The organism is Variovorax paradoxus (genome assembly GCF_022009635.1).
Classification (GTDB): Bacteria; Pseudomonadota; Gammaproteobacteria; order Burkholderiales; family Burkholderiaceae_C; genus Variovorax.
In genome coordinates, this window is sequence record NZ_CP091716.1 from 3,733,451 (window position 1) to 3,755,450 (window position 22,000).

24 protein-coding genes are annotated in these 22,000 nt (G+C 68.8%); 19 read left to right on the plus strand and 5 right to left on the minus strand.

Annotated elements, in window-relative coordinates:
* Positions 1-56 precede the first annotated feature (56 nt).
* Both L3V85_RS17365 and L3V85_RS17370 read left to right on the plus strand, forming a co-directional pair.
* A complete protein-coding gene (locus L3V85_RS17365) occupies positions 57-647 on the plus strand; it encodes a sigma-70 family RNA polymerase sigma factor (RefSeq protein WP_237680274.1) in 591 nt (196 codons plus the stop codon).
* Positions 644-1,285, plus strand: a complete 642-nt coding sequence (locus L3V85_RS17370; protein ID WP_237680275.1) for an NrsF family protein — start codon at positions 644-646, stop codon at positions 1,283-1,285. The genes L3V85_RS17365 and L3V85_RS17370 overlap by 4 nt, the downstream gene beginning before the upstream one ends.
* Before the next feature lie 17 nt (positions 1,286-1,302).
* Here the strand turns inward: L3V85_RS17370 and L3V85_RS17375 are convergent, their stop codons facing one another.
* Positions 1,303-2,820: a helicase HerA-like domain-containing protein gene (locus L3V85_RS17375; protein WP_237680276.1), complete on the minus strand. Its 1,518-nt coding sequence runs from the start codon at positions 2,818-2,820 to the stop codon at positions 1,303-1,305.
* Between the two features lie 98 nt (positions 2,821-2,918).
* Between L3V85_RS17375 and L3V85_RS17380 the strand changes: the two genes are divergently transcribed.
* From L3V85_RS17380 to fabG, 10 genes are read left to right on the plus strand one after another with little or no spacing between them, the layout of a single operon-like run.
* The gene (locus L3V85_RS17380; protein WP_237680277.1) at positions 2,919-3,230 is read left to right on the plus strand and encodes a phosphopantetheine-binding protein; all 312 of its coding nucleotides are present in this window, start codon (positions 2,919-2,921) and stop codon (positions 3,228-3,230) included.
* 5 nt (positions 3,231-3,235) lie between these two features.
* The gene (locus L3V85_RS17385; protein ID WP_237680278.1) at positions 3,236-3,880 is read left to right on the plus strand and encodes a hypothetical protein; all 645 of its coding nucleotides are present in this window, start codon (positions 3,236-3,238) and stop codon (positions 3,878-3,880) included.
* Between the two features lie 16 nt (positions 3,881-3,896).
* A complete protein-coding gene (locus L3V85_RS17390) occupies positions 3,897-5,609 on the plus strand; it encodes an AMP-binding protein (protein ID WP_237680279.1) in 1,713 nt (570 codons plus the stop codon).
* Positions 5,609-6,631 carry an acyl-CoA synthetase gene (locus L3V85_RS17395; protein ID WP_237680280.1) on the plus strand — a complete coding sequence of 341 codons (1,023 nt, stop codon included), beginning with the start codon at positions 5,609-5,611 and terminating at the stop codon, positions 6,629-6,631. Before L3V85_RS17390 ends, L3V85_RS17395 begins: the two co-directional genes overlap by 1 nt.
* On the plus strand, positions 6,603-7,250 hold the full coding sequence (locus L3V85_RS17400) for a LolA-related protein (protein ID WP_237680281.1): 648 nt from the start codon (positions 6,603-6,605) through the stop codon (positions 7,248-7,250). Before L3V85_RS17395 ends, L3V85_RS17400 begins: the two co-directional genes overlap by 29 nt.
* A complete protein-coding gene (locus L3V85_RS17405) occupies positions 7,247-9,640 on the plus strand; it encodes an MMPL family transporter (protein ID WP_237680282.1) in 2,394 nt (797 codons plus the stop codon). Before L3V85_RS17400 ends, L3V85_RS17405 begins: the two co-directional genes overlap by 4 nt.
* A 20-nt stretch (positions 9,641-9,660) precedes the next feature.
* Complete coding sequence (locus tag L3V85_RS17410; RefSeq protein ID WP_237680283.1) at positions 9,661-10,482, plus strand: polysaccharide deacetylase family protein; 822 nt, start codon at positions 9,661-9,663, stop codon at positions 10,480-10,482.
* Entirely contained in the window at positions 10,479-11,255 is a 777-nt protein-coding gene (locus tag L3V85_RS17415) for a class I SAM-dependent methyltransferase (protein WP_237680284.1), read from the plus strand. The genes L3V85_RS17410 and L3V85_RS17415 overlap by 4 nt, the downstream gene beginning before the upstream one ends.
* Complete coding sequence (locus L3V85_RS17420; protein WP_237680285.1) at positions 11,252-11,725, plus strand: hydroxymyristoyl-ACP dehydratase; 474 nt, start codon at positions 11,252-11,254, stop codon at positions 11,723-11,725. The genes L3V85_RS17415 and L3V85_RS17420 overlap by 4 nt, the downstream gene beginning before the upstream one ends.
* Positions 11,722-12,453: a 3-oxoacyl-ACP reductase FabG gene (gene fabG, locus L3V85_RS17425; RefSeq protein ID WP_237680286.1), complete on the plus strand. Its 732-nt coding sequence runs from the start codon at positions 11,722-11,724 to the stop codon at positions 12,451-12,453. Before L3V85_RS17420 ends, fabG begins: the two co-directional genes overlap by 4 nt.
* Positions 12,454-12,973: 520 nt before the next feature.
* On the opposite strand, the gene L3V85_RS17430 is transcribed toward fabG, so the two are convergent.
* Genes L3V85_RS17430 through L3V85_RS17445 form a run of 4 tightly spaced genes read right to left on the minus strand, consistent with a single transcriptional unit; the run spans position 12,974 to position 16,398 of the window.
* Entirely contained in the window at positions 12,974-13,750 is a 777-nt protein-coding gene (locus tag L3V85_RS17430; RefSeq protein ID WP_237680287.1) for a glycosyltransferase family 2 protein, read from the minus strand.
* On the minus strand, positions 13,717-14,514 hold the full coding sequence (locus L3V85_RS17435; protein ID WP_237680288.1) for a lysophospholipid acyltransferase family protein: 798 nt from the start codon (positions 14,512-14,514) through the stop codon (positions 13,717-13,719). Before L3V85_RS17435 ends, L3V85_RS17430 begins: the two co-directional genes overlap by 34 nt.
* Positions 14,515-14,569: 55 nt before the next feature.
* Entirely contained in the window at positions 14,570-15,607 is a 1,038-nt protein-coding gene (locus L3V85_RS17440) for a hypothetical protein (protein WP_414080130.1), read from the minus strand.
* Between the two features lie 2 nt (positions 15,608-15,609).
* A complete protein-coding gene (locus L3V85_RS17445) occupies positions 15,610-16,398 on the minus strand; it encodes a class I SAM-dependent methyltransferase (protein ID WP_237680290.1) in 789 nt (262 codons plus the stop codon).
* A gap of 117 nt (positions 16,399-16,515) precedes the next feature.
* Here L3V85_RS17445 and L3V85_RS17450 point away from each other — a divergent pair, with 117 nt between their 5' ends.
* From L3V85_RS17450 to L3V85_RS17480, 7 genes are read left to right on the plus strand one after another with little or no spacing between them, the layout of a single operon-like run.
* The gene (locus L3V85_RS17450) at positions 16,516-17,241 is read left to right on the plus strand and encodes a YebC/PmpR family DNA-binding transcriptional regulator (protein WP_237680291.1); all 726 of its coding nucleotides are present in this window, start codon (positions 16,516-16,518) and stop codon (positions 17,239-17,241) included.
* Positions 17,242-17,289: 48 nt separating this feature from the next.
* Positions 17,290-18,591, plus strand: coding sequence for a phosphoribosylamine--glycine ligase (gene purD, locus L3V85_RS17455; protein WP_237680292.1), 1,302 nt, complete (start codon positions 17,290-17,292; stop codon positions 18,589-18,591).
* On the plus strand, positions 18,591-19,508 hold the full coding sequence (gene hemF, locus L3V85_RS17460) for an oxygen-dependent coproporphyrinogen oxidase (protein WP_237680293.1): 918 nt from the start codon (positions 18,591-18,593) through the stop codon (positions 19,506-19,508). Before purD ends, hemF begins: the two co-directional genes overlap by 1 nt.
* Positions 19,505-20,137, plus strand: coding sequence for a nicotinate (nicotinamide) nucleotide adenylyltransferase (gene nadD / locus L3V85_RS17465; RefSeq protein ID WP_237680294.1), 633 nt, complete (start codon positions 19,505-19,507; stop codon positions 20,135-20,137). Before hemF ends, nadD begins: the two co-directional genes overlap by 4 nt.
* Positions 20,137-20,823 (plus strand): ribosome silencing factor, encoded by a 687-nt coding sequence (gene rsfS / locus L3V85_RS17470; RefSeq protein ID WP_237680295.1) that lies wholly within the window; start codon positions 20,137-20,139, stop codon positions 20,821-20,823. Before nadD ends, rsfS begins: the two co-directional genes overlap by 1 nt.
* Entirely contained in the window at positions 20,820-21,287 is a 468-nt protein-coding gene (gene rlmH, locus L3V85_RS17475) for a 23S rRNA (pseudouridine(1915)-N(3))-methyltransferase RlmH (RefSeq protein ID WP_081270496.1), read from the plus strand. The genes rsfS and rlmH overlap by 4 nt, the downstream gene beginning before the upstream one ends.
* Positions 21,284-21,997 carry a phytanoyl-CoA dioxygenase family protein gene (locus L3V85_RS17480; protein WP_237680296.1) on the plus strand — a complete coding sequence of 238 codons (714 nt, stop codon included), beginning with the start codon at positions 21,284-21,286 and terminating at the stop codon, positions 21,995-21,997. The genes rlmH and L3V85_RS17480 overlap by 4 nt, the downstream gene beginning before the upstream one ends.
* Positions 21,998-22,000 lie beyond the last annotated feature (3 nt).

Genomic DNA, 22,000 nt, shown 5'->3' on the forward strand with positions numbered 1-22,000 from the left:
CTTCGGCACAATCGGCCGCAACCTTTTTTTGGGCAGGGCTGTAACCAGCCGACCGGATGGCACGAAACACAGTAGGCAGCAGGACGAACCCGGGCGACGCGGAAGCGGCGCTGCGCAGCCTGTTCCTTCGCGGACTGGACGGCGACGCCAGGGCCTACCGCGACTTCCTGCAGCAACTCAGCGCGCACCTGCGCGCCTTTCTGGGCAAGCGTCTTTTTGGCTGGCCCGATGAAGTGGAAGACCTCGTCCAGGAATGCCTGCTCGCCATGCACAACCAGCGTCACACCTACCAGAGCGACCAGCCCTTGACGGCCTGGGTGCATGCCATTGCCCGCTACAAGATGATCGACCTGCTGCGCGCCAAGTCGGTCCGTGAAGACCTGCACGACCCGCTGGACGACGACCTGGCCGTGTTCGCCGAATCGGCCGAGGAGGCCAGCGATGCCCGGCGCGACCTGGGCGGACTGCTCCAGACCCTGCCCGAACGGCAGCGCCTTCCTATCGTGCACGTGAAGATCGAGGGCCTTTCGGTGGCCGAGGCCGCGAGCCTTACCGGCATGTCGGAATCGGCCGTGAAGGTCGGCATCCACCGCGGCCTGAAGGCGCTGGCCGCGCGCTTCGGCAACCGCTGGGGAGGCGCCGCATGAAGACCGACGACCTCGTGGCGATGCTGTCCACCGGCAACGTGGCGGTACCGCGCCGCAGCGCGAGCGGGCGCATCGGCCTGGCGGTGCTGGCCGGGTTGCCGGTGTCGCTCTTCATCCTGTTCGCCGAATACGGCATGCGGCGCGACATCGTGCAGGCCATGTTCTGGCCGATGTTCTGGGTCAAGGTGGTGTTCCCGTTGTGCATCGCGGCGGCCGGTTTCGTGGCGGTGCAGCGGCTCGCGCGGCCGGGCGTGCCCGCGCGGCATGCGTGGACCGGTGCGGCGCTGCCGGTGATCGGCATCTGGGCGCTGGCGGTGATCGCCTGGTTCGTCGTGCCGCCCGAGGAGCGCATGCCGTCGCTCATGGGGCAGTCGTGGCGCGTCTGCGCGGTCAGCATCGGGCTGATGGCGTTGCCCGTGTTCGCGGCCACGATGGTGGCGCTCAGGGGCCTGGCGCCCACGCGGCCGGCGCTGGCCGGCGCCGCGGCCGGGGCGCTGGCCGGGGGCCTTGGTGCGGCGGTCTATGCGCTGCACTGCATGGAGCTGACTGCGCCGTTCCTTGCCGTCTGGTACGTCAGCGGGATTGCCGTGCCGGTGCTGGTGGGCGCGGTGCTCGGGCCGCGCCTGCTGCGCTGGTAGGCGCCGCCGCCCCGGGATCAGCGCTTCTTGCTGCCGAAGATCCCGCCGAGCACGCCGCGCAGGATCTCCTTGCCCACCGACGTGCCCATGGTGCGCACCGCCGACTTGGCCATGGTCTGCACCAGGCCGTCGTGCTTGGCGCCGCGCGGGCCGGTGGTACCGAAGAGCATGTCGTTGAGCATGCCGCCCATGCCCGAGCCGGAGGCTTCCGCCGCCGGCTTGCCGCCCGGCAGCGTGGCCGTCGGCGCGCCGGGTGCGCTGTCGGCGCGGCCCTTGAGCTTTTCATAGGCCGATTCGCGGTCCACCGCCTTCTCGTAGACGCCCGCCACCAGCGAATTGGCGATCAGCGCCTTGCGCTGGTCCGGCGTGATCGGGCCGAGCTGGCTGCCCGGCGGCAGCACGAACACGCGCTCGGTCACGCTGGGGCGGCCTTTTTCGTCGAGGAAGCTCACCAGCGCCTCGCCCACGGCGAGCTCGGTGATGGCGGTCTCGATGTCCAGCCCCGGCTTCTGCCGCATGGTGCTGGCGGCCGCCTTCACGGCTTTCTGGTCGCGCGGGGTGAAGGCGCGCAGCGCGTGCTGCACGCGGTTGCCGAGCTGGGCGAGCACGGTGTCGGGAATGTCCAGCGGGTTCTGGGTGACGAAATACACGCCCACGCCCTTGGAGCGAACCAGCCGCACCACCAGCTCGATGCGCTCGACCAGCGCCTTGGGCGCTTCGTTGAACAGCAGGTGGGCTTCATCGAAGAAAAAAGCCAGCTTGGGCTGCTCGGGGTCGCCGATTTCGGGCAATTGCTCGAACAGCTCCGACAGCATCCACAGCAGGAAGGTGGCGTACAGGCGCGGCGAATTCATGAGCTTGTCGGCCGCCAGGATGTTGATCACGCCCTTGCCGCCCACGGTCTGCATGAAGTCGGCGATGTTGAGCATCGGCTCGCCGAAGAACTTGTCGCCGCCCTGGGTCTCGATCTGCACCAGCCCGCGCTGGATGGCGCCCACGCTGGCGGCGCTGATGTTGCCGTACTGCGTGGTGAACTGGCTCGCGTTTTCGCCCACGTACTGCAGCATGGCGCGCAGGTCCTTCAGGTCGAGCAGTAGCAGGCCGTTGTCGTCTGCGATCTTGAACACCAGGTTCAGCACGCCGGCCTGGGTGTCGTTCAGGTCGAGCATGCGGCTCAGCAGCAGCGGGCCCATGTCGGAGATGGTGGCGCGCACCGGGTGGCCCTGGTCGCCGAACACGTCCCACAGCGTGACGGGGCAGGCGGAGGGCTCGGGCACGTCGATGCCGCGCTCCTTCAGCGTGGCCGCCAGCTTGGCGCCGATGCTGCCTTTCTGGCTGATGCCGGTCAGGTCGCCCTTCACGTCGGCCATGAACACCGGCACGCCGATGCCGGACAGCTTTTCGGCCATGGTCTGCAGCGTGACGGTCTTGCCGGTGCCGGTGGCACCGGTGATCAGGCCGTGGCGGTTGGCCAGGGCGGGCAGGAGGGCGCACTCGACAGTCTCGTGGCGTGCGATCAACAATGGCTCTGTCATAGGGTCCTCACTCAGATATTTGCGGGCAGTCTATCCAAACCCCGCCTTTACAATGGCTGCGAATTTTCGTATCAACGCAAAGTAAACCGGAGCACGTGTTGTCCTCGACCGTACAAACCAATTCTTCCGCCGTAGGCGATTCGCCTGAACAGTCGCCCACCGAAAAAGAGCTGGCCGTGTTGCTGGTGAATGCGTTGAACCTCGAGATCGCCCCCGAGGACATCGTGCCCACCGACCCCCTGTACGGCGAAGGCCTGGGGCTCGATTCGATCGACATCCTCGAAGTCGCGCTCGAAGTCTCGCGCCGCTACGGGTTCCAGCTGCGCTCGGACGACGAGCGCAACCAGCAGATCTTCCAGTCGCTGCGCACGCTCGCGACCCACGTCGCCCAGCACCGCGTCGCTACCTGATTCCCATGTCTCGATGGCGATTGGCGCTCCTGCTGCTGCTGGGAGTCGCTTATGCCGGCCTCTCGCACTGGATGACGCTGTTCCACGCCACCGAGCCGTGGGCGGTGGTCGTGTTGCTGGGGCCGCTGTGGCTGGCCGCCGTGGGCTTTGCCGCCAGCCGCTTCGGCCGCTGGGGCTGCGCCGGCGCCGTGCTGCTGGGCATTGCCGGCTTCGTGCTCGTCTTCCTCGGTGAGGCGGGCGACCCTAACCGTCTCTACGTGTTCCAGCACGTGGCCATCAATGCGTTGCTGTGCGGCTGGTTCGGCTCCACGCTGCGCGGGCAAGGCCTGCCGCTGATCACCCAGTTCGCGCAGCGCGTGCACCCGCTCAAGGGGCACATGCTGGCCTACACCACGCAGCTCACGCGCATCTGGACGGCGTATTTCGCGGTCGTGGTGCTGGCGTCCATCGCCATCTACCTGACGCGGCCGTTTTCCGACTGGTCGCTGTTCGCCAACGTGCTGTCGCCCGTGATGGTGGGCGTGCTGTTCGTCGGCGAACACCTGGTGCGCTACCGGCTGCATCCCGAATTCGAACGTACGCGCCTGGTCGATGCGGTGCGCGCGTTCTATGGCACGTCGTCGGTGGATTCCAGCGCCGGCGGCCAATGACACAGGCGCTGCCCGCGTGACGACGACAGACAACTTCCTCCTGCCGCTGCTCGCGGACCGCGACCCCGATGCCCCCCTGGCCTGGCGCGCCGGCGTGCCGGTGAGCACACGGCAGTTCCTGGCCGACGTGGCCCGCTTCGCCCCCGAACTGCCGGAAGACGGCCCCGCGGTCAACCTGTGCGTCGATCGCTACGCCTTTGCCGTGAGCCTGGGCGCGGCGCTGGTGCGCGGCCACGCGAGCCTGCTGCCGCCCGATGCCCGGCCCGACACGCTCGCGCGCCTGGTCGAGTCCGGCGGCCCCCGCCTGTTCGCGCTCACCGACGACCCGAAGCTCCAGACCCCCGGCATGCGCCGCGTGCTGATCGAAGACCGCTCCAGCCTCGAAGGCGACGCAAGCGGTGCGGTGCCGCAAATCAATGCCGGCATGCACGCGGTCAGCCTGCTGACCTCGGGCTCGACCGGTGTGCCCCAGCCCCATGCCAAGACCTGGGGCACGCTGGTGGGCGACGTGGCCGTGGCGGTCAAGCGCCTGTGCCGCGTGCTCGGCCGTTCGTCGCTCGAAGGCCTGACGCTGGTCGCGACCGTGCCGGTGCAGCACAGCTACGGCATCGAATCGTCGGCGCTGCTGGCCATGCTGGGCGGCGCGGCCTTCGAAAGCGGGCGGCCCTTCTTCCCGGCCGACGTGGCGCAGACGCTGGCCTCGGTGCCGCGCCCCCGCGCGCTGGTGACCACGCCTTTCCACCTGAAGACGCTGCTGCTTTCGGGCATCGCGCTGCCGCCGGTGGACCTGATTCTCTCGGCCACCGCGCCGCTGTCGCCCCAGCTCGCGCTGCAGGCCGAGCAGGCCATGGGCGCCGTGCTGCTCGAGATCTACGGCAGCACCGAGTCGGGCCAGGTCGCCACGCGCCGCACGACCGAAAGCGAAGTCTGGGAAACCTTCGGCGACATCCGCGTGCACGCCGAGCCGGGCGAGGGCGGCGGGCCGGAGCGCTTCATCTTCAGCGGCGACTTCATACCCGAGCCCACGCCCATGGCCGACGTGCTCGAGCTGCTCGACGAGCGGCGCTTTCGCCTGTTCGGGCGCGCCAACGACCTGATCCACGTGGCGGGGCGGCGCAGTTCGCTGGCCCACCTCAATTACCACCTCAACAGCATTCCCGGCGTGGAAGACGGCGCTTTCTGGCTGCCCGACGAGGTGGCCGACGGGGTGGTGCGGCCCGTGGCCTTCGTGGTGGCGCCCACGCTTTCGGCGGGGGAGATCATCGCCGCGCTGCGGCAGCGGCTCGAAGCGGTGTTCGTGCCGCGCCGCGTGGTGCAGGTCAAGGCCTTCCCGCGCGAAGGCACCGGCAAGCTCACGGTGCGCGCGCTGCGCGAGTTCGCGCTGGCCCAGCTCGCCGAAGACGACACGCCGGTGCAACTGGCCCACACCGTGCCGGTCGACCACCCGGTCTTCGCCGGCCACTTCCCCGGCCAGCCGCTGGTGCCGGGCGCCTTGCTGCTCGCCGAAGTCATGGAAGCCGTGCAGCGCGTGCCGGCGCTGGCCAACCGGCTGGGCGCCAACCCGACGCTGGCGGCCGCCAAGTTCCTGGCGCCCGTGCGGCCCGGCAGCACGCTGTCGATCGAACTGCATCCGGAGGCCGGCGCGGGCCGCGGCGTACGTTTCGACGTGCGTTGCGACGGCGTGGTGGCTGTCAGCGGACGATGGACGGCCGTGCAAGAGTCGGCCTGATGAAGCACACCGATGTCGAAGCGCGCGCCGTGAACGAGGCGGCCCAGGCGCCCCGGTCCGCGCCGAAGGGAGAAAAAAGCGAAAAGGGCGATTGGGCCCACACGCCCGAGCGCAGCAACATGCTCGCGCTGCGCTTCATCTGCTTCATGGCGGTGGTGTTCGGGCGGCATGTCACGCGGCTGCTGCTGCCGCCCATCAGCCTTTACTTCCTGCTGTTCCTGCCCGCGCAGCGGCGGCACATCAAGCGCTATCTTTTCAGGGCCATCGGCCCGCATGCGGGCTGGATCGACGGCTATCGCCTGCTGCACGCCTTTGCATCGACGGTGCTCGACCGGGTGTACTTCCTGCGCGGCCGCATGGACCTGTTCAAGGTCAGCATCGACGGCAACCTGCCGATCGACAAAGAGCTTTCGCAGGGGCGCGGCGCCTTCCTGCTCGGCGCCCACGTCGGCAGCTTCGAGGCGCTGGGCGCCTGCCGCCAGCAGACGCACCAGCACAACCTGCGCATCGCGATGCTCATGTACCCGGACAACGCACGGCGCATCACCGCCACGCTCGACGCCATCGCGGTGCCCGAGCTGCGGCCGCATGTCATCGCGCTGGGCCGGCCGCATTCGATGCTCGCACTGCGCGACTGGCTCGACGGCGGCGGCTTGGCCGGCATGCTGGCCGACCGCACGCTGCCGGGCGGCGAAGACCAGCCGGCGCACCAGCGCGGCAACAACATCGTGCTGCCGTTCCTGGGGCAGCCGGCGTGCTTCAACGACGGTCCCTTCCGGCTTGCCGCGCTGCTGCGTCGCAAGGTGTTCTTCATGGCGGGCCTCTACGGCGGCGGCGCGCGCTACGACGTGCAGTTCGATGCGCTGGCCGACTTCGGCGAGCCGGTGTCGGGCCTGGCGCAGCGCGAGGAGCGCATCCGCGCCGCGCTCGAGGCCTATGTCGCGCGGCTCGAGGCGCTGTGCCGCGCACACCCCTACAACTGGTTCAACTTTCATGATTTCTGGCTCGAAGATGCGGCTTGACCGGCTCTGCAAGGCATTCGTGCTGGCACTGGCTTTTTGCGCCGTGCCGGCCTGGGCGGCGTTCGACCTGCCCGAGCTGATGACCCTGCTGGCCAAGCAGAAGAGCGGCGAGGCCCGCTTCACCGAACAACGCTTCGTGCACGGCCTGGAAGGCCCGCTCGACGCCAGCGGCACCCTGAACTTCGACGCGCCCGACAAGCTGGTGCGCCGCACCCTGTCGCCGCGCATCGAGACCATGGCGGTCGAGGGCAACACGCTGACTCTGTCGCGCGGCGGGCGCACCCGCACGCTGGCACTGGACAGCATGCCCGAGCTGCAAGGCCTGGTCGAAGCCATGCGCGGCACGCTGACCGGCGACGGCGCCACGCTGCAGCGCTACTTCCGCAGCACCGTCACGGGCTCCGCAGCCAAGTGGACGCTCGATCTGGTGCCGCTCGACAGCCGGCTGGCCGCCCAGGTGCGCAGCATGCGCATCAGCGGCCGCGCAAGCGACGTGCTGGGCCTCGAAATGGAGTTCATCGGCGGCGACCGCTCGGTCATGAACATTTCGCCGAACGCGCCCGGCACGGCGCCCGCGGGCGCGGCACCTTCCGGCGCGGCCGGCCGCGGCACGCCGTGACCGTGGGGCAGGCTGGCGGGCCGCCAAGCTGGCGGCGCAGGGCAGTCGTGCTGCTGGCATGGCTGCTTGTGCTGGTTTGCGGCGCGGTCGTCATCGCGCGCACGCAGATCGGCGCCGACCTCTCGGCCTTCCTGCCCAAGAGTCCCGACGTGCGCCAGCGGGTGCTGATCGAGCAGCTGCAAAGCGGCGTGGCTTCGCGCACGTTGATGCTGGGCATCGAGGGCGGCAGCGTCGAGCAGCGCGCCACGGTGTCGCGCGCGGTGGCCAAGAGCATGCGCGAGAGCCAGCTGTTCGACCTGGTGCAGAACGGCGACGTCAGCGACTGGAGCGACGCCGGCACCTGGGTCTTCGAGCATCGCTACCAGCTGTCGCCGGGCGTCACGCCGGGGCAGTTCACCGTCGCCGGCCTGCGCGACGCGATCAACGAGACGTTGTCGATGCTCGGCACGCCGGCCGGCAACGTCATCAAGCCGCTGCTCGACCGCGACCCCACCGGCGAAACCCAGCGCATCGCGATGGAGCTGGTGCCCGCGAGCGCACCGCGCAGCGAAGACGGCGTGTGGATGTCGCGCAGCGCGCCGCGCGCGCTGATGATCGCGACCACCCGTGCCGCCGGCAGCGACCTCGACGCGCAGGCCGTGGCCATCGCGCGGGTGAATGCGGCCTACGAAGCGGTCGCTCGCGGCATGGGGGCCGACGCGCCCAAGCTGCTGCTGAGCGGCCCGCCGGTTTTCTCGGTGATGAGCCGAGACAAGATCAAGACCGAAGCCATTCACCTCGCGGTGGTGGGCGGCATCGTGATGGGCGGGCTGCTGCTGCTGGCCTTTGCCTCGCCGCGCGCGCTGGTCATTGCCTTCCTGCCAGTGGCCACGGGCGTGGTGGTCGGCACCGCGAGCGTGAGCCTGGTGTTCGGCTCCGTGCACGGGCTGACGCTGGGCTTCGGCAGCACGCTGATCGGCGAGACGGTCGACTACGCCATCTACTACCTCATCCAGGCGCGCGGCGCGGCCGTGGCTGGCACCGGCTGGCAACGCTGGCGCGACCTGAATTGGCCGACCGTGCGGCTGGGCTTGCTCACTTCGGTGTGCGGTTTTGCCGCGCTGGTGTTCTCGGGCTTTCCGGGGCTGGCGCAGCTGGGCGTGTTTTCGATCGCCGGGCTGGTGTCTGCCGCGCTGGCCACGCGCTATGTGCTGCCGATGCTCGCGCCCGACGGCGCCACCGGCATGGGCATGCGCCGCTACATGGCGCAGCTCGCGGGTGCGCTGGTGCGCGGCCTGCCGCGCCTGCGCTGGCCGCTGGCCGCGCTCGGCGTGGCGGCGCTGGGGCTGGTGCTGTGGCAGGGCGGCCATCTGTGGCGCGGCGACCTGGGCGCGATGAGCCCGGTGCCCAAGGCCGCCCAGCAGATGGACGAGATGCTGCGCAACGACATCGGCGCCAGCGATGGCGGCGTGCTGGTGGTGGCCTACGGCGACGACGAGCAGGCCGCGCTGCGCAACACCGAGGCCGCGGCGGCGCGGCTCGATGCGCTCGTGGACAGCGGCGAACTCATGGGCTACGAGACCGTCACGCGCGTGCTGCCCAGCCTGCAGACCCAGGCGGCGCGCATCGGCGGCCTGCCGTCCGGCGATACCCTCCGCGCCAATCTTGCCGAGGCGACGCAGGGCATGCCGCTGCCGGCGGCACGCCTCGAACCTTTCGTAAAGGACGTGGAGGCCGCGCGCAAGCTGCAGCCGGTGCAGCGCGCCGACCTGGCCGGCGGCCCGCTGGGCTCGGTGCTCAATACGCTGATGTACCAGCGCCCGGGCGGCGGCTGGGGCACGCTGGTGGTGCTGCACCCCGGCGCCAAGTTCGACCAGAAGCGGCTCGAGACCGCGCTGGCCGGACTGCCCGAAGTGCAGGTGGTCGATGTCGGCCGCGAGCTGGCCGGCCTCTATCAACGCTACCTGCACGAAGCCTTCGTGCAGGTGCTGCTGGGCGCGCTGGCGGTGGTGGTGTTGCTGGGCATCTACCTGCGCTCGTGGCGCCGGCTTCTGGCCGTGTGCCAGCCGCTGCTGTTCGCGGTGGTGCTCACGCTGGGCGGCATGGCAGTGCTGCAGGCGGCGTTGGGCATCCTGCACCTGGTGGGGCTGCTGCTGATCGTGGCGGTGGGCTCCAACTACGCGCTGTTCTTCGACCAGCTGCGCACCACCGGCCGGGCCGACGAGGACACGCTGGCCTCGCTGATGCTGGCCAACCTGACGACGGTGGTGTCCTTCGGGCTGATCGCGATCTCCGACATTCCCGCGCTTTCGTCGATCGGCCGCGTGGTCGCACCGGGGGCGCTGCTGGCGCTGCTGCTGTCGGCGGCGTTCGCACGCAGCGTGGGGCCTTCGAAGGCTTCGCGCGGTTGATGAGGGGAAAATCCGGTCTCATGTCTTCCGCCTCCGCTCCTCGTGAATCCTGGCCCTGGCCGCCGGCCATCCGGGCCAGCGCTGCTTGGCACGTTGCCGCCATCGGCGCGGGTGTGCTGGTGCCGGGCGCACTGCCGTGGGCCGTGGGCGCCATCGTGCTGAACCATGCACTGATCACAGGCGCCGGCCTCACGCCGCGCAGCAGCCTGCTGGGCCCCAATGTCACGCGCTTGCCTGAAGCGGCCGGCGCGCGCCGCGAGGTGGCGATCACCATCGACGACGGACCGGAGCCCGAGGTCACGCCGCGCGTGCTCGACCTGCTCGACGCGCACGGCCAGCGCGCCACCTTCTTCTGCATTGCCGAGCGCGTGCTGGCGCAGCCCGCGCTGGCGCGCGAGATCGTGGCGCGCGGCCACAGCATCCAGAACCACACGGCGCGGCATCGTCACAATTTTTCCTTTCTCGGACCGAGCGGTTTCGCCGCCGAGATCGCGCGCGCGCAGGACATCTTGAGCGACGTCACCGGCCAGCGCCCGACCTGTTTCCGCGCGCCGGCCGGCCTGCGCAACCCTTTCCTGGAACCCGTGCTGCACAGCCTCGGCCTTTCGCTGGTGAGCTGGACGCGGCGCGGTTTCGACACGCGCGAAGGCGACGCCGCCAAGGTGATGGCGCGCCTGAGCCGCAACCTGCAGGCGCGCGACATCCTGTTGCTGCACGACGGCAATGCCGCGCGCACCGCCGAAGGACAACCCGTTTTGCTGGAGGTATTGCCCTTGTTGCTCGAACGTCTGCGCGCCGATGGACTGCGCGCTGTCACCTTGCCCGAGGGCATGAAGTCATGAGCGCGGTGTTGCCCTCGCGGGGCGCAACCGACAACGCATGGCGCGAGCTGCATGAAGCCGCGACCATTCCCTACAAGAAGGGCGGCAGCTTCGCCTGGCACTTCGCGCGCGGCAAGCTCGGGCGCGACCCGGTGTTCCGCGGCCTGCTCGAGCGCGGCCTGATCGGTGCGCAGCACCGTCGCGTGGTCGACATCGGCTGCGGGCAGGGCCTGTTCGCCAGCCTGCTCGCGTCGATGAGCGCGATGCAGAAAAAAGGCCGCTGGCCCGCGTCGTGGTCCGCCACGCCGGACAGCGCCGACTACACCGGCATCGAGCTGATGCCCAAGGACGTGGCGCGCGCCGAAGCCTCCATCGGCCATCTGCAGCCCACGCCCAAGCTGGTCTGCGCCGACATGTGCTCGGCCGAGCTGCCCGACTGCGACCTCGTCGTGATCCTGGACGTGCTGCACTACGTGAACCTGGAGGCGCAGCAGGGCGTTCTGCTGCGCGTGCGCGACGCGCTGCGGCGCGGCGGCAACCCGCAGGCGCGGCTGCTGCTGCGCGTGGGCGATGCGTCGAGCCGCCGCGGCTTCGCGATCAGCCAGTGGGTCGACCGCACGGTGACGCGCGTTCGCGGCCACAAGGTCTCGCCGACCTGGGGGCGCCCGCTGGCCGAGTGGACCGCCTTGCTCGACCATCTGGGCTTTCGCGTGCACAGCATCCCGATGAGCGAGGGCACCCCCTTTGCCAACGTGCTTCTGGTGGCCGACCTGGAAGTGGACCGCGCCGCATGACCGCGCCGCAGACGCTCGACCGCGCCGGCATCGCGCAGCGCATTCCGCACAGCGGCAGCATGTGCCTGCTGGAGCGGCTCGAAAGCTGGGACGCCGACGCGATCCATTGCAGCACCACCACGCATGCCCAGGACGACAACCCGCTGCGCACCGAGAGTGGCTTGCTCGCGCCGAACGCCATCGAATACGCCGCGCAGGCGATGGCGCTGCACGGCGGCCTGCTGGCGGCCGAAGGCAGCACGCCGTCGGCCGGTTTTCTGGCGAGCGCGCGCAACGTCAAGCTGGCGGTGGCGCGACTCGACGATATCGACGGTGCCTTGCAGGTGCGCGCGAAGCGCCTGTCTGGCGACGACCGCCAGATCCTCTATGAATTCACGGTGAAGGCCGAAGACGGCCGCTCGCTGGCCGAGGGCCGTGCCGTGGTGGTCCTGAACACGCCGCTGGCCGCGGAAGAAAGCACATCGTCATGAGTCTCGAAGGAAAACGCGCCCTGATCACCGGCGCCAGCGGCGCGCTCGGCGCGGCCATGGCCCGCCGCTTCGCGCGCGAGGGCGCGACGGTGCTGCTGCACGCCAACTCGCGGCCGGAAGCGGTCGAGCAACTGGCCGAGGCCATTTCGGCCGACGGCGGCAAGGCGGAATGCCATGTGTTCGACCTGCGCAGCGACGAGGCTTGCGCGGCGGCTTGCGCGCGCATCCTCGAGGGCGGCTCGGTCCAGATCCTCGTCAACAACGCGGGCGTGCACGACGACGCAGTGCTGCCGGGCATGCGTGCCGAGCAGTGGCACAAGGTGATCGACGTTTCGCTCAACGGCTTCTTCCGCGTCACGCAGCCCTTGCTGCTTCCGATGATGCGCACACGCTGGGGACGCATCCTGAACATCTCGTCGGTGGCCGCCATCGCCGGCAATCGCGGGCAGGTCAACTACGCTGCGGCCAAAGGCGCGCTCAACAGCGCAACCAAGGCGCTGTCGCTCGAAGTGGCGTCGCGCGGCGTGACGGTGAACGCCATCGCGCCGGGGATCATTGCGTCGCCCATGGCGGATGCGGTGTTCGATCCGGCGGTCATCAACCAGATGGTGCCTGTGAAGCGGGCCGGGACACCGGAAGAGGTGGCTGCCTTGGCCGCGTTCCTTGCTGGCAACGAGGCCGGGTACATCACTGGGCAAGTGATTTCGGTCAATGGCGGGATGATCTGACGCTTTGACTTTTGGGGTGCGGCGGTGGGCGCTGTTCCCTTGGGCGGCCAACGTCACCGGCCCTTCGGGCTTCCCTGCGCTGCTCGCGACGGGCGGGGTCTCGCAGAACTCGCTGCGCTCAAACAGCTGCGAGCCCTGATCCGCCCGCCACTGCGCTGCTCGGCGGTGCCTCAACGGCCACCCAAGGGCACAGCACCCACCGCCGTGGACAAAGCCGTGGCACGTCCTCCCTATTCGAGATCAGCCTTTTGTCTTGCTCCCCCTCCCTCCGGGAGAGGGCTGGGGTGAGGGCATCGGCCTCAACCACCCGACAAGCCCGGTGCGTGGTGCGGTGTGGTCGGCCCCTCTGTGCCGCCGAGGAGCGCAGCGTTTCGCGGATCAGGGCTCGCAGCTGTTTGAGCGAAGCGAGTTCTGCGAGACCCCGCGAAATGCGAGCACCGCAGGGAAGCCCGAAGGGCCGGCGCAGTGGGGCTGACCGCGCCGTACCGCGTACCGGGCGCTATCCGGCAAGAACAAAGATTCAGTCCTGAAACGGCGGCTTCCCAGCCAGCTTCCGAAACACCAACCCCGGCAGCCGCAGCACGAACTCCACCATCAGCCGCGTGTGCATCCACGTCAGCAGCACGTTGTCCCGCCCATAGCGGAAGTGCGAAACCCCGCCTTCCTCGGCGCTCAGGTATTTCACCGGCGCATCGATGTTCACCGGCTTGACCCCGCGCCAGGCCAGCCGGACAACCGCTTCGGTGTCGAAGTCGAAGCGCCGCATCCACGGCTGCTTGGCCATCACCGCGATCAGGTCGCCCACCGGATACACCCGAAAGCCGTAGAGCGAATCGCCCACCCCGGCAAACAAGGTTTCTAGCTGCGTCCACCCATTCGATACGCGCCGCCCGCGCACGCGCAGCAGCGGCGCACTCGCGTCGAACACCGGGCGCCCCAGCACCATCGTCTCGGGCCGGTCCAGCGAGGCTTTCATGAATTCGGGAATCAGGTCCGCCGGATGCTGCCCGTCGGAGTCCATCGTCAGCGCATGCGTGAAGCCGGCGTCCTGCGCGGCGCGCAGTCCGTGCAGCACCGCCGAGCCCTTGCCCTGGTTCTGCGGCAGCACCCACACCCGCAGGCCGGGATCGCTGGCGGCCATCTGCTGCAGCCGCTCGCCCGTGCCGTCGTCGCTGCCGTCCACCACCACCCATACCGGGTTCCATTGAGCGCGCGCGGCCTCGACCGTGGAGAACACGCGTTCTCCCGTGTTGTAGCTCGGGATCAGGACAAGGTGGGTGCGCGAGGCGTCTGGCATTCGGGGGACGCGTCGGTGGCGCGCTGTTCCATGTTTTGGCGAAAGTAGTGTTCCAGGTCGGCCTGCAGCACATCGCTGTCCTGCGTGGCCGCGAAGCGCTTGCCCAGCCGCAGCGTGAAGACGATCGGCAGCGGCGGCACCCGCCACAGCGGCCAGCCCTTGCTGAGATAGGGCGAGTCGGTGTCGATGAACACGGTCTGGATCGGCGCCTGCGCCAGCTTGGCGATCAGCGTCACGCCGGGCCGAAAGGGGTTGAGCGGCGGCGTCACCGTGCGCGTTCCTTCGGGAAAGATCACCAGCTGCCCGCCGTTGCGCAGGTCGTTCACCGCCAGCCGCACCATCATGCGGGCCGACTTGTTGCTGATGTAGCGCGCCAGCCGCGCACCCGCGCCGAGGAAGATGTTGCCCATCAGGTCGGCCTTCATGATGCAGGCGCTGCGCGGCAGACGCGCCACCAGCAGCAGGGCGTCGAGCATGGTCGGGTGGTTGGCCACGAAGATCACGCCGGGCTCCTTGCGCATCGGGTCGAGGCAGGTGGCGTCGATGCGCATCATGCCCGTCACCGACGCCAGCCACCAGAACATGCGGTAGGCGAACGCGATGGTCATGCGGCCCAGCGCGCGGGCAGGGCGCATGGGCATCAGCGGGTAGATCAGCATGGCCACGAAGTTCCAGACCAGAGAGATCAGGCCCAGGAAAAGCAGCAGCGCGTAAAGCATCAACGCAAGCGGGATCGACGTGAGAATGCGCAGCACTCGGGTCATTGAGTCAGTCGTCGGGCGATCGGGGCCGTCGGCCGGTCGGTCGGGCGCCGGCAAGTCAGGCCCGCAATCGGCCGGCTGCAACCGTGTGCGCCTCGATCTCGACCAGCAGGTCGCTGCGGCAGATGTCGGCTTCCAGGTACACCGCATGGCGCGCCATCGGCGCATCGGCGCCTAGCGTGCTCTCGATGATGCCGCGCACCGCCTCGGTGTCGGATGGATGCCGTACGTACACCACGCAGTCGAGCTCGGCCAGCGAGAACTGTGCGGTGCCGCGCTCGTTGGCGGCGGTGATCACGGCCTGCAGGTTGCGCAGCGTCTCGCGGGTCTGCTCGAGCACGTCGCCGTGGTGAATGGTTTCATGCCCCACGATGCTCGCGGTGCCGGAGATGAAGAGCGCGATGTTGCCGTCGCCGATGTCCGACAGCGCCGCGCGCGAAAAGGTGGGCGAGCGCGGGCCGTAGGTCTCGGGGTAGCGATAGGCAGACACCTGGCGTGGGTTTTCTACCGGCAGCGGCGCCTGCTGGCCGGCCAGGAAGCGGATCGACAGCGCACCCTGGTGGATGCCCAGCGCGCAGGCGGCCGGCGCGCCCTCGAAGGCGGCGCGGCCGGCTTCGAGGAAGGCTTCCTGACGGCCTGCATTGAACTGGCGGTAGCGCTCCAGCCCGCCGCCGTCGGCGTTGATCTGCGGCAGGTAGTTCCAGATGCGCTGCAGGTGCGGAATGCCGGCCTGGTCGAGCGTCTTGAACAGGTCGCTGTAGGCGCGGCGCGCGAGTTCGGTCAAGCCTTGCTTCTCGGTCGCCTCGTCGAGGTCGATGGCGCCCAGCAGCCATTGGCCGTCGGTGCGCCAGCGCGCGATGCCGGTGGTGCCCGACTCGATATGCGGCGCCGTCAGGTGCCACACATCGGCCATCGCGCCGTTGGACGAGAGCACGCGCGCATTGACTGTCGGCATCCACGCCACGCCGTGCGGCGTGCCGTAGCCCAGCGCCGCGAACGGCGCCTTGCCGCCGGCGGCCAGCGCGAGGCTGTCGGGCAACGAAAGGCGCTCCACGCGCAGATGGGAAGAAGAAGAGGTTTCGTCCTGAACTTGCACTGTCACCTTGCCTCGACGATATGGTCTGGTTTGATGGCGGTATAGGCAGAGAACACGCCGAGGCTGGCATGCCGGCGCACGTCGCGGAAACCCGCCGCGGCCAGCGCCTGCACCACCTGTTCAGGGGGAATGCAGGCCTCGATCGTGTCCCAGTAATAGCGCCACAGTTCCGAGGTGTCACGCCGACGACCGACCACGCGGGCGATCAGCGGCACCACGGCGCGCATGTAGCCCTTGAGCAGCGCCGTCGCGACGCGGCCCTCGGGCTTGGTAATTTCGAGCACCACCACGCGCCCGCCGGGGCGCAGCACGCGGTGGAATTCGCCGAAGGCGGCGGCCACGTCGCTGATGTGGCGCATGGCGTAGCCCATGCTCACGAAATCGCAACTGGCGTCGGGGCGGGGAAGGGCCTCCGCCACGCCCTGCACCAGCTCGACGCCGGGCAGCTTCACCTGGTCCATCATGCCGGCGCTGGGGTCCACGCCCACGAGCTTGCCGGTCGGGCCGATGAGCTTCAGCGCCTCGCGCGCCACCAGCCCGGTGCCGATGCCCACGTCGAGCACCTCGGCGCCCGGCGCCAGACCCGCCTGCTGCAGCGCCGCGCGGCGGTAGGAGGGGCCGGTGCCGAAGGCGAGCACGCTTTCGATGCGGTCGTAGTCGGCAGCCGTGTTGTCGAAGATGCGACGCAGGAACGCCTGGTGCTCTGCCTCGTTGCTGTAGTACAGCGGCAGGGGAGCGTGTGGCGGCAGGACGACGGGCGTCACGGGGCCGCCGGTAGGCGATGGCGTCATCGAACGATTATCACCAAAAGCCCGGGCCCGAAATCCGGGGCCCCTCCGGGCGTTGTGTGCGCCGGACAGTAAACTCGGAGCTTGCTTTGAAAACACAAGACAGCGAGATAGAAAGCCATGGCCGGACATAGCAAATGGGCAAATATTCAGCACCGCAAGGGCCGTCAGGACGAGAAACGCGGCAAGCTCTGGACCCGTGCCATTCGCGAAATCACGGTGGCGGCGCGCGCCGGCGGCGCTGACCTGGGCTCCAACCCCCGGCTGCGGCTGGCGGTTGAAAAGGCCAAGGCCGTGAACCTGCCCATCGACACCATCAAGCGCAACATCGACAAGGCCACCGGCAACCTCGAAGGCGTCAATTACGAAGAAATTCGTTACGAAGGGTACGGCATCGGCGGCGCGGCGATCATCGTCGACACCATGACCGACAACCGCGTGCGCACCGTGGCCGAAGTGCGCCACGCCTTCTCCAAGTACGGCGGCAACATGGGCACCGAAGGCTCGGTGGCCTTCCAGTTCAAGCATTGCGGCCAGATCGTCTTCGCGCCCGGCACCGATGAAGACAAGGTGATGGAAGTGGCGCTCGAAGCGGGCGCCGAAGACGTCGTCACCGACGACGACGGCGCCATCGAAGTGCTCACTCCCGTTGCCGACTTCGAAGCCGTCAAGAACGCGCTCGAGGCCGCGGGCCTGAAGCCCGAGGTGGCCGAAGTCACCATGCGCGCCGAGAACCCCATCGAAGTCGCCGGCGAGGACGCCGCGAAAATGCAGAAGTTGCTCGACGTGCTCGAGGACCTGGACGACGTGCAGGACGTTTATCACAACGCCTCGTTGTCCGAGTAAGCACGAATGAATGTTTGTTGAATCACAGCGAGAAATGAAGGCCCGCGAATGAAGGTACTGGTAATTGGGGGAGGGGGCCGTGAACACGCTCTGGCGTGGCGTCTGGCGCAGGCCACCCGGGTGAGCCGCGTGTACGTGGCCCCCGGCAACGGCGGCACCGCGAGCGACGAACGCTACGACTGCATCGACATCACCGAGCCCGCCGCGCTGCGCGAGTGGGCCATCAAGGAAAAGATCGCGCTGACCGTGGTCGGCCCCGAGGCGCCGCTGGCGGCCGGCGTGGTCGACGAGTTCCGCGAGCACGGCCTGCGCATCTTCGGGCCCACGCAGGCCGCCGCGCAGCTCGAAAGCTCCAAGGCGTTTTCCAAGGCGTTCATGAAGCGCCACAAGATTCCCACGGCCGAATACGAAGCCTTCACCGACGCCGCGCTCGCGCATGCCTACATCGACGCCAAGGGCGCGCCGATCGTCGTCAAGGCCGACGGCCTGGCAGCCGGCAAGGGCGTGGTGGTGGCCATGACCGCGCAGGAAGCGCACGAGGCGGTCGACTTCATGCTGGTCGACAACAAGTTCGGCGTGTCGCACAACGAAGGCGGCGCGCGTGTCGTCATCGAAGAATTCCTGCAGGGTGAGGAAGCCAGCTTCATCGTGCTGTGCGACGGCAAGAACGTCACCGCGCTGGCCACCAGCCAGGACCACAAGCGCCTGCTCGACAACGACGAAGGCCCCAACACCGGCGGCATGGGCGCGTATTCGCCCGCGCCGGTGGTCACGGCAGAGGTGCATGCGCGCGCCATGCGCGAGATCATCCTGCCGACCATCCGCGGCATGGAAAAGGACGGCATTCCTTACACCGGCTTCCTGTATGCCGGCCTGATGATCGACGCGGCCGGCCATCCGAAGACGCTCGAGTTCAACTGCCGCATGGGCGACCCCGAGACGCAGCCGATCATGATGCGCCTGAAGTCCGACCTGTTCGAGGTGTTCTGGCACGCCACCGACGGCACGCTCGACCAGGTCGAGCTGCAATGGGACCGTCGCGTGGCGCTGGGCGTGGTGATGGCCGCGCACGGCTATCCGCTGTCGCCGCGCAAGGGCGACCGCATCACCGGCATTCCGGCCGAGGCGCCCGACGCGGTGGTGTTCCACGCCGGCACCACGCTGGACAACGGCGAGCTCAAGACCAGCGGCGGCCGCGTGCTTTGCGTGACCGTGCTGGCCGACAGCGTGAAGCTCGCGCAACAGCGGGTCTACGAGGTGGCGGCGCGCGTCAAGTTCGACGGCGCGCAGTACCGCAAGGACATCGGATTCCGCGCGCTTCATGCGCGCAACACTCCTCCCAACGCTTGATGCAGCAAACCAACCCGGCGGCGGTCGGCGACTATCTGCGCGGACTGCAGCAATCGATCATTTCAACGGTGGAAAAGGCTGACGGTGGCGCTTGCGTGCGCGACGCCTGGCAAAAAGAGCCCGGCGAACCGCTGCAGGGCCAGGGCCTGACCTGCATCCTCGAAGGCGGCGAGCTGTTCGAGCGCGCCGGCTGCGGCTTCTCGCAGGTGCGCGGGCCGAAGCTGCCGCCATCGGCCACGCAGAACCGGCCCGAGTTGGCTGGCGCGCCTTTCGAGGCGATGGGCGTGTCGCTGGTGTTCCATCCGCGCAACCCGTACGTGCCGATCGTCCACATGAACGTGCGCATGCTGGCGGCACTGCCCGAAGGCGGCGAGCCGGTCTGCTGGTTCGGCGGCGGCATGGACCTCACGCCGTGCTACGGCTTCGAGGAAGACGCGGTGCACTTCCACACCGTGTGCCGCGATGCGCTCGCGCCCTTCGGCGACGACAAGTACCCGCGCTTCAAGACCTGGTGCGACGAGTATTTCTTCCTCAAGCACCGAGGCGAGCAGCGCGGCGTCGGCGGCATCTTCTTCGACGACTTTTCCGAGGGCGGCTTCGAGAACGGCTTTGCCATGATCCGTTCGGTGGGCGACGGCTTCCTGCCGGCCTACCTGCCCGTGGTCGAGCGCCGCCGCGCCATGCCGTACACCGAGCGCGAACGCAACTTCCAGCTCTACCGGCGCGGCCGGTACGTGGAGTTCAACCTCGTATGGGACCGCGGCACGCACTTCGGCCTGCAATCGGGCGGGCGCACCGAATCGATCCTGTTGTCGATGCCGCCACTGGCGAGCTGGGCCTACCAGCAGCAGCCCGAGCCGGGGAGCCCCGAAGCCGCGCTGTACAGCGACTTCATCGTGCGGCGCGACTGGCTGTGAATTCTTCTTCCGGCAAGGCTCCGCGCATCGGCGTTTTCGGTGGCGCGTTCGACCCGCCGCACAACGCCCACGTGGCGCTTGCCGAAGCCGCGCTTGCGCAGCTCGATCTGGCCGAGCTGCACGTCATTCCCACCGGGCAGGCATGGCACAAGAGCAGGGCGCTCACGCCCAAGGAAGATCGCCTCGCGATGACGCGGCTGGCTTTCACGGGACTGAAAGGCACGGTCGTCATCGACAGCCGCGAAGTGCTGCGCGACGGCCCGACCTACACGCTCGACACCCTGCACGAACTGCAGCAAGAGCAGCCTGGCGCACAGCTCGTGCTGATCATGGGCGCCGACCAGGCAAGCGCGCTGCCGACCTGGCACGGCTGGCAGGATATACTCGGCATTGCTATCGTTTCTGTAGCGTATCGCGCATTATCGACGGGCGACACTGCTCGTTTTGATCCGAAAATGCTGCCCGGCCTCCCGGCCGGTGCGCGTTTCGAGGCGCTCGAATTGCCACCTATGGACATCAGCGCCACCGAAATTCGGCGGCGCGCGGCGCTTGGCGTGGACATTTCCTCGCTGGTTCCGGCCACGGTTGCACGCTATATTGACCAACACCACCTCTACCGCTCTGCCTGATGACCACTGAAGCCGCCGCCAAAAAAGACACCCAGAAACTCCAGCGAGCCATCATCGATGGTCTCGAAGACGTCAAGGCGCAGGACATCCAGGTATTCGACACAGAGCATCTGTCACCGCTGTTCGAGCGCGTGATCGTCGCGTCGGGCACCTCGAACCGCCAGACCAAGGCGCTTGCCGCCAGCGTGCGCGACGCTGTGCGCGAGGCCGGTTTCGGCAAGCCGCGCATCGAGGGCGAGGAAAACGGCGAGTGGATCATCGTGGACTGCGGCGCCGCGGTCGCGCACATCATGCAGCCGGCCATCCGCCAGTACTACCACCTCGAAGAGATCTGGGGCGACAAGCCGGTGCGCGCCAAGCTCGGCGGTGCCAAGCCTGCCGCTTCCACGAGTTCGTCGGTCAAGGACGAGCCCGAGACCAAGAAGAAGGGCACCGCCAAGGAACCGACGCTGCGCCGCTCGAGCGCCGCCAAGACCGCGATCCGCGCGGCCGAGCAGGAAGCCAAGGCCGCGAAGGCGCCGGCCAAGAGGGCCACCGCCAAGACCGCGGCCAAGAAGGCGCCCGCCAAGAAGACCGGCACCACCACCGCGCGCGTGCCGGTCAAGGTCGTCGGCAAGCCGGCGGCCAAGAAGCCCGCCGCGAAGAAGACGGCGGCAGCCAAGAAGGCGCCAGCCCGCCGCGCATGAAGCTCCTGGTGGTCGCCGTCGGGCAGCGCATGCCCGATTGGGCACAGACTGCCTGGGACGACTACGCCAAGCGCTTCCCGCCCGAACTCAAGCTCGAGCTGCGCGCGGTCAAGACCGAGCCGCGCGGCTCCAAGTCGCTTGAAACGCTGTATGCCGCCGAGCGCGAGCGCATCGAAGGCGCCATTGCGCGCGGCATGCGCATCGTCGTGCTCGACGAGCGCGGCACGGCGCTGACCACCAAGGCGCTGGCGGCGCGGCTGCAATCCTGGCAAGGCGAGGGCGACGACGTCGCGCTGGTCATCGGCGGGCCCGACGGGCTCGACCCGGCCTTCAAGGCCGCGGCCCATGAGCGCATCCGCCTGTCCGACCTGACGCTGCCGCATGCGATGGCGCGGGTGCTGCTGGTCGAGCAGCTGTACCGGGCGTGGTCGGTGAACGCAGGTCATCCCTACCACCGCGAATGACCAGCGCCGACGGGCAGGCCGCGTTGCTCGACGAGAAGGGCTATGCGCTTCTGCCGGCGCTGCTGCCGCCCGATCTTCTGGACGAAGCCGCGCAGTCGCTCGGGCGTTGGCTCGGGCAGGCGGCGGGCAGCCGCAATCTGCTGAGCAGCCCGGCATGCCGCCAGATCGCCGTCGAGCTGAAAGCGCGACTGCTTGAAGCCGGCTTGCTCGACAGCGCCTCGGTGGCCGTGCAATGCACCCTGTTCGACAAGACGGCCGAGCGCAACTGGCTGGTCGCGCTGCATCAAGACACCTCGATTCCCGCCTCCAGCGACAGCCTGCCGACGGTCGTGAAGGAAGGCGAGCCGTATGTGCAGCCTTCGGCCGAGCTGCTGCAGTCGCTGCTCGCCGTACGCGTGCATATGGACGATTGCGGCCCCGACGCCGGCCCCCTGCGCGTCGTGCCGGGCAGCCATCGCAACGGCCGGCTGAGCGACGTCGAGTCGCAGGCCGTGCGCGCGGCCCACGGCGAGACGACCTGCACGGCAGCGCGAGGCGACGCACTGCTGATGCGGCCCCTGCTGCTGCATGCATCGTCCCGCGCCCAGTTGCCGGTGCGCCGGCGCGTCCTTCATTTCCTCTTCGGACCCGCGCACCTGCCGCCCGGGCTGGCATGGAACCGCACAGTGGCCGGCGCGCAATCCGCGGCGCAGGCTTCACAGGAGAACTGAACC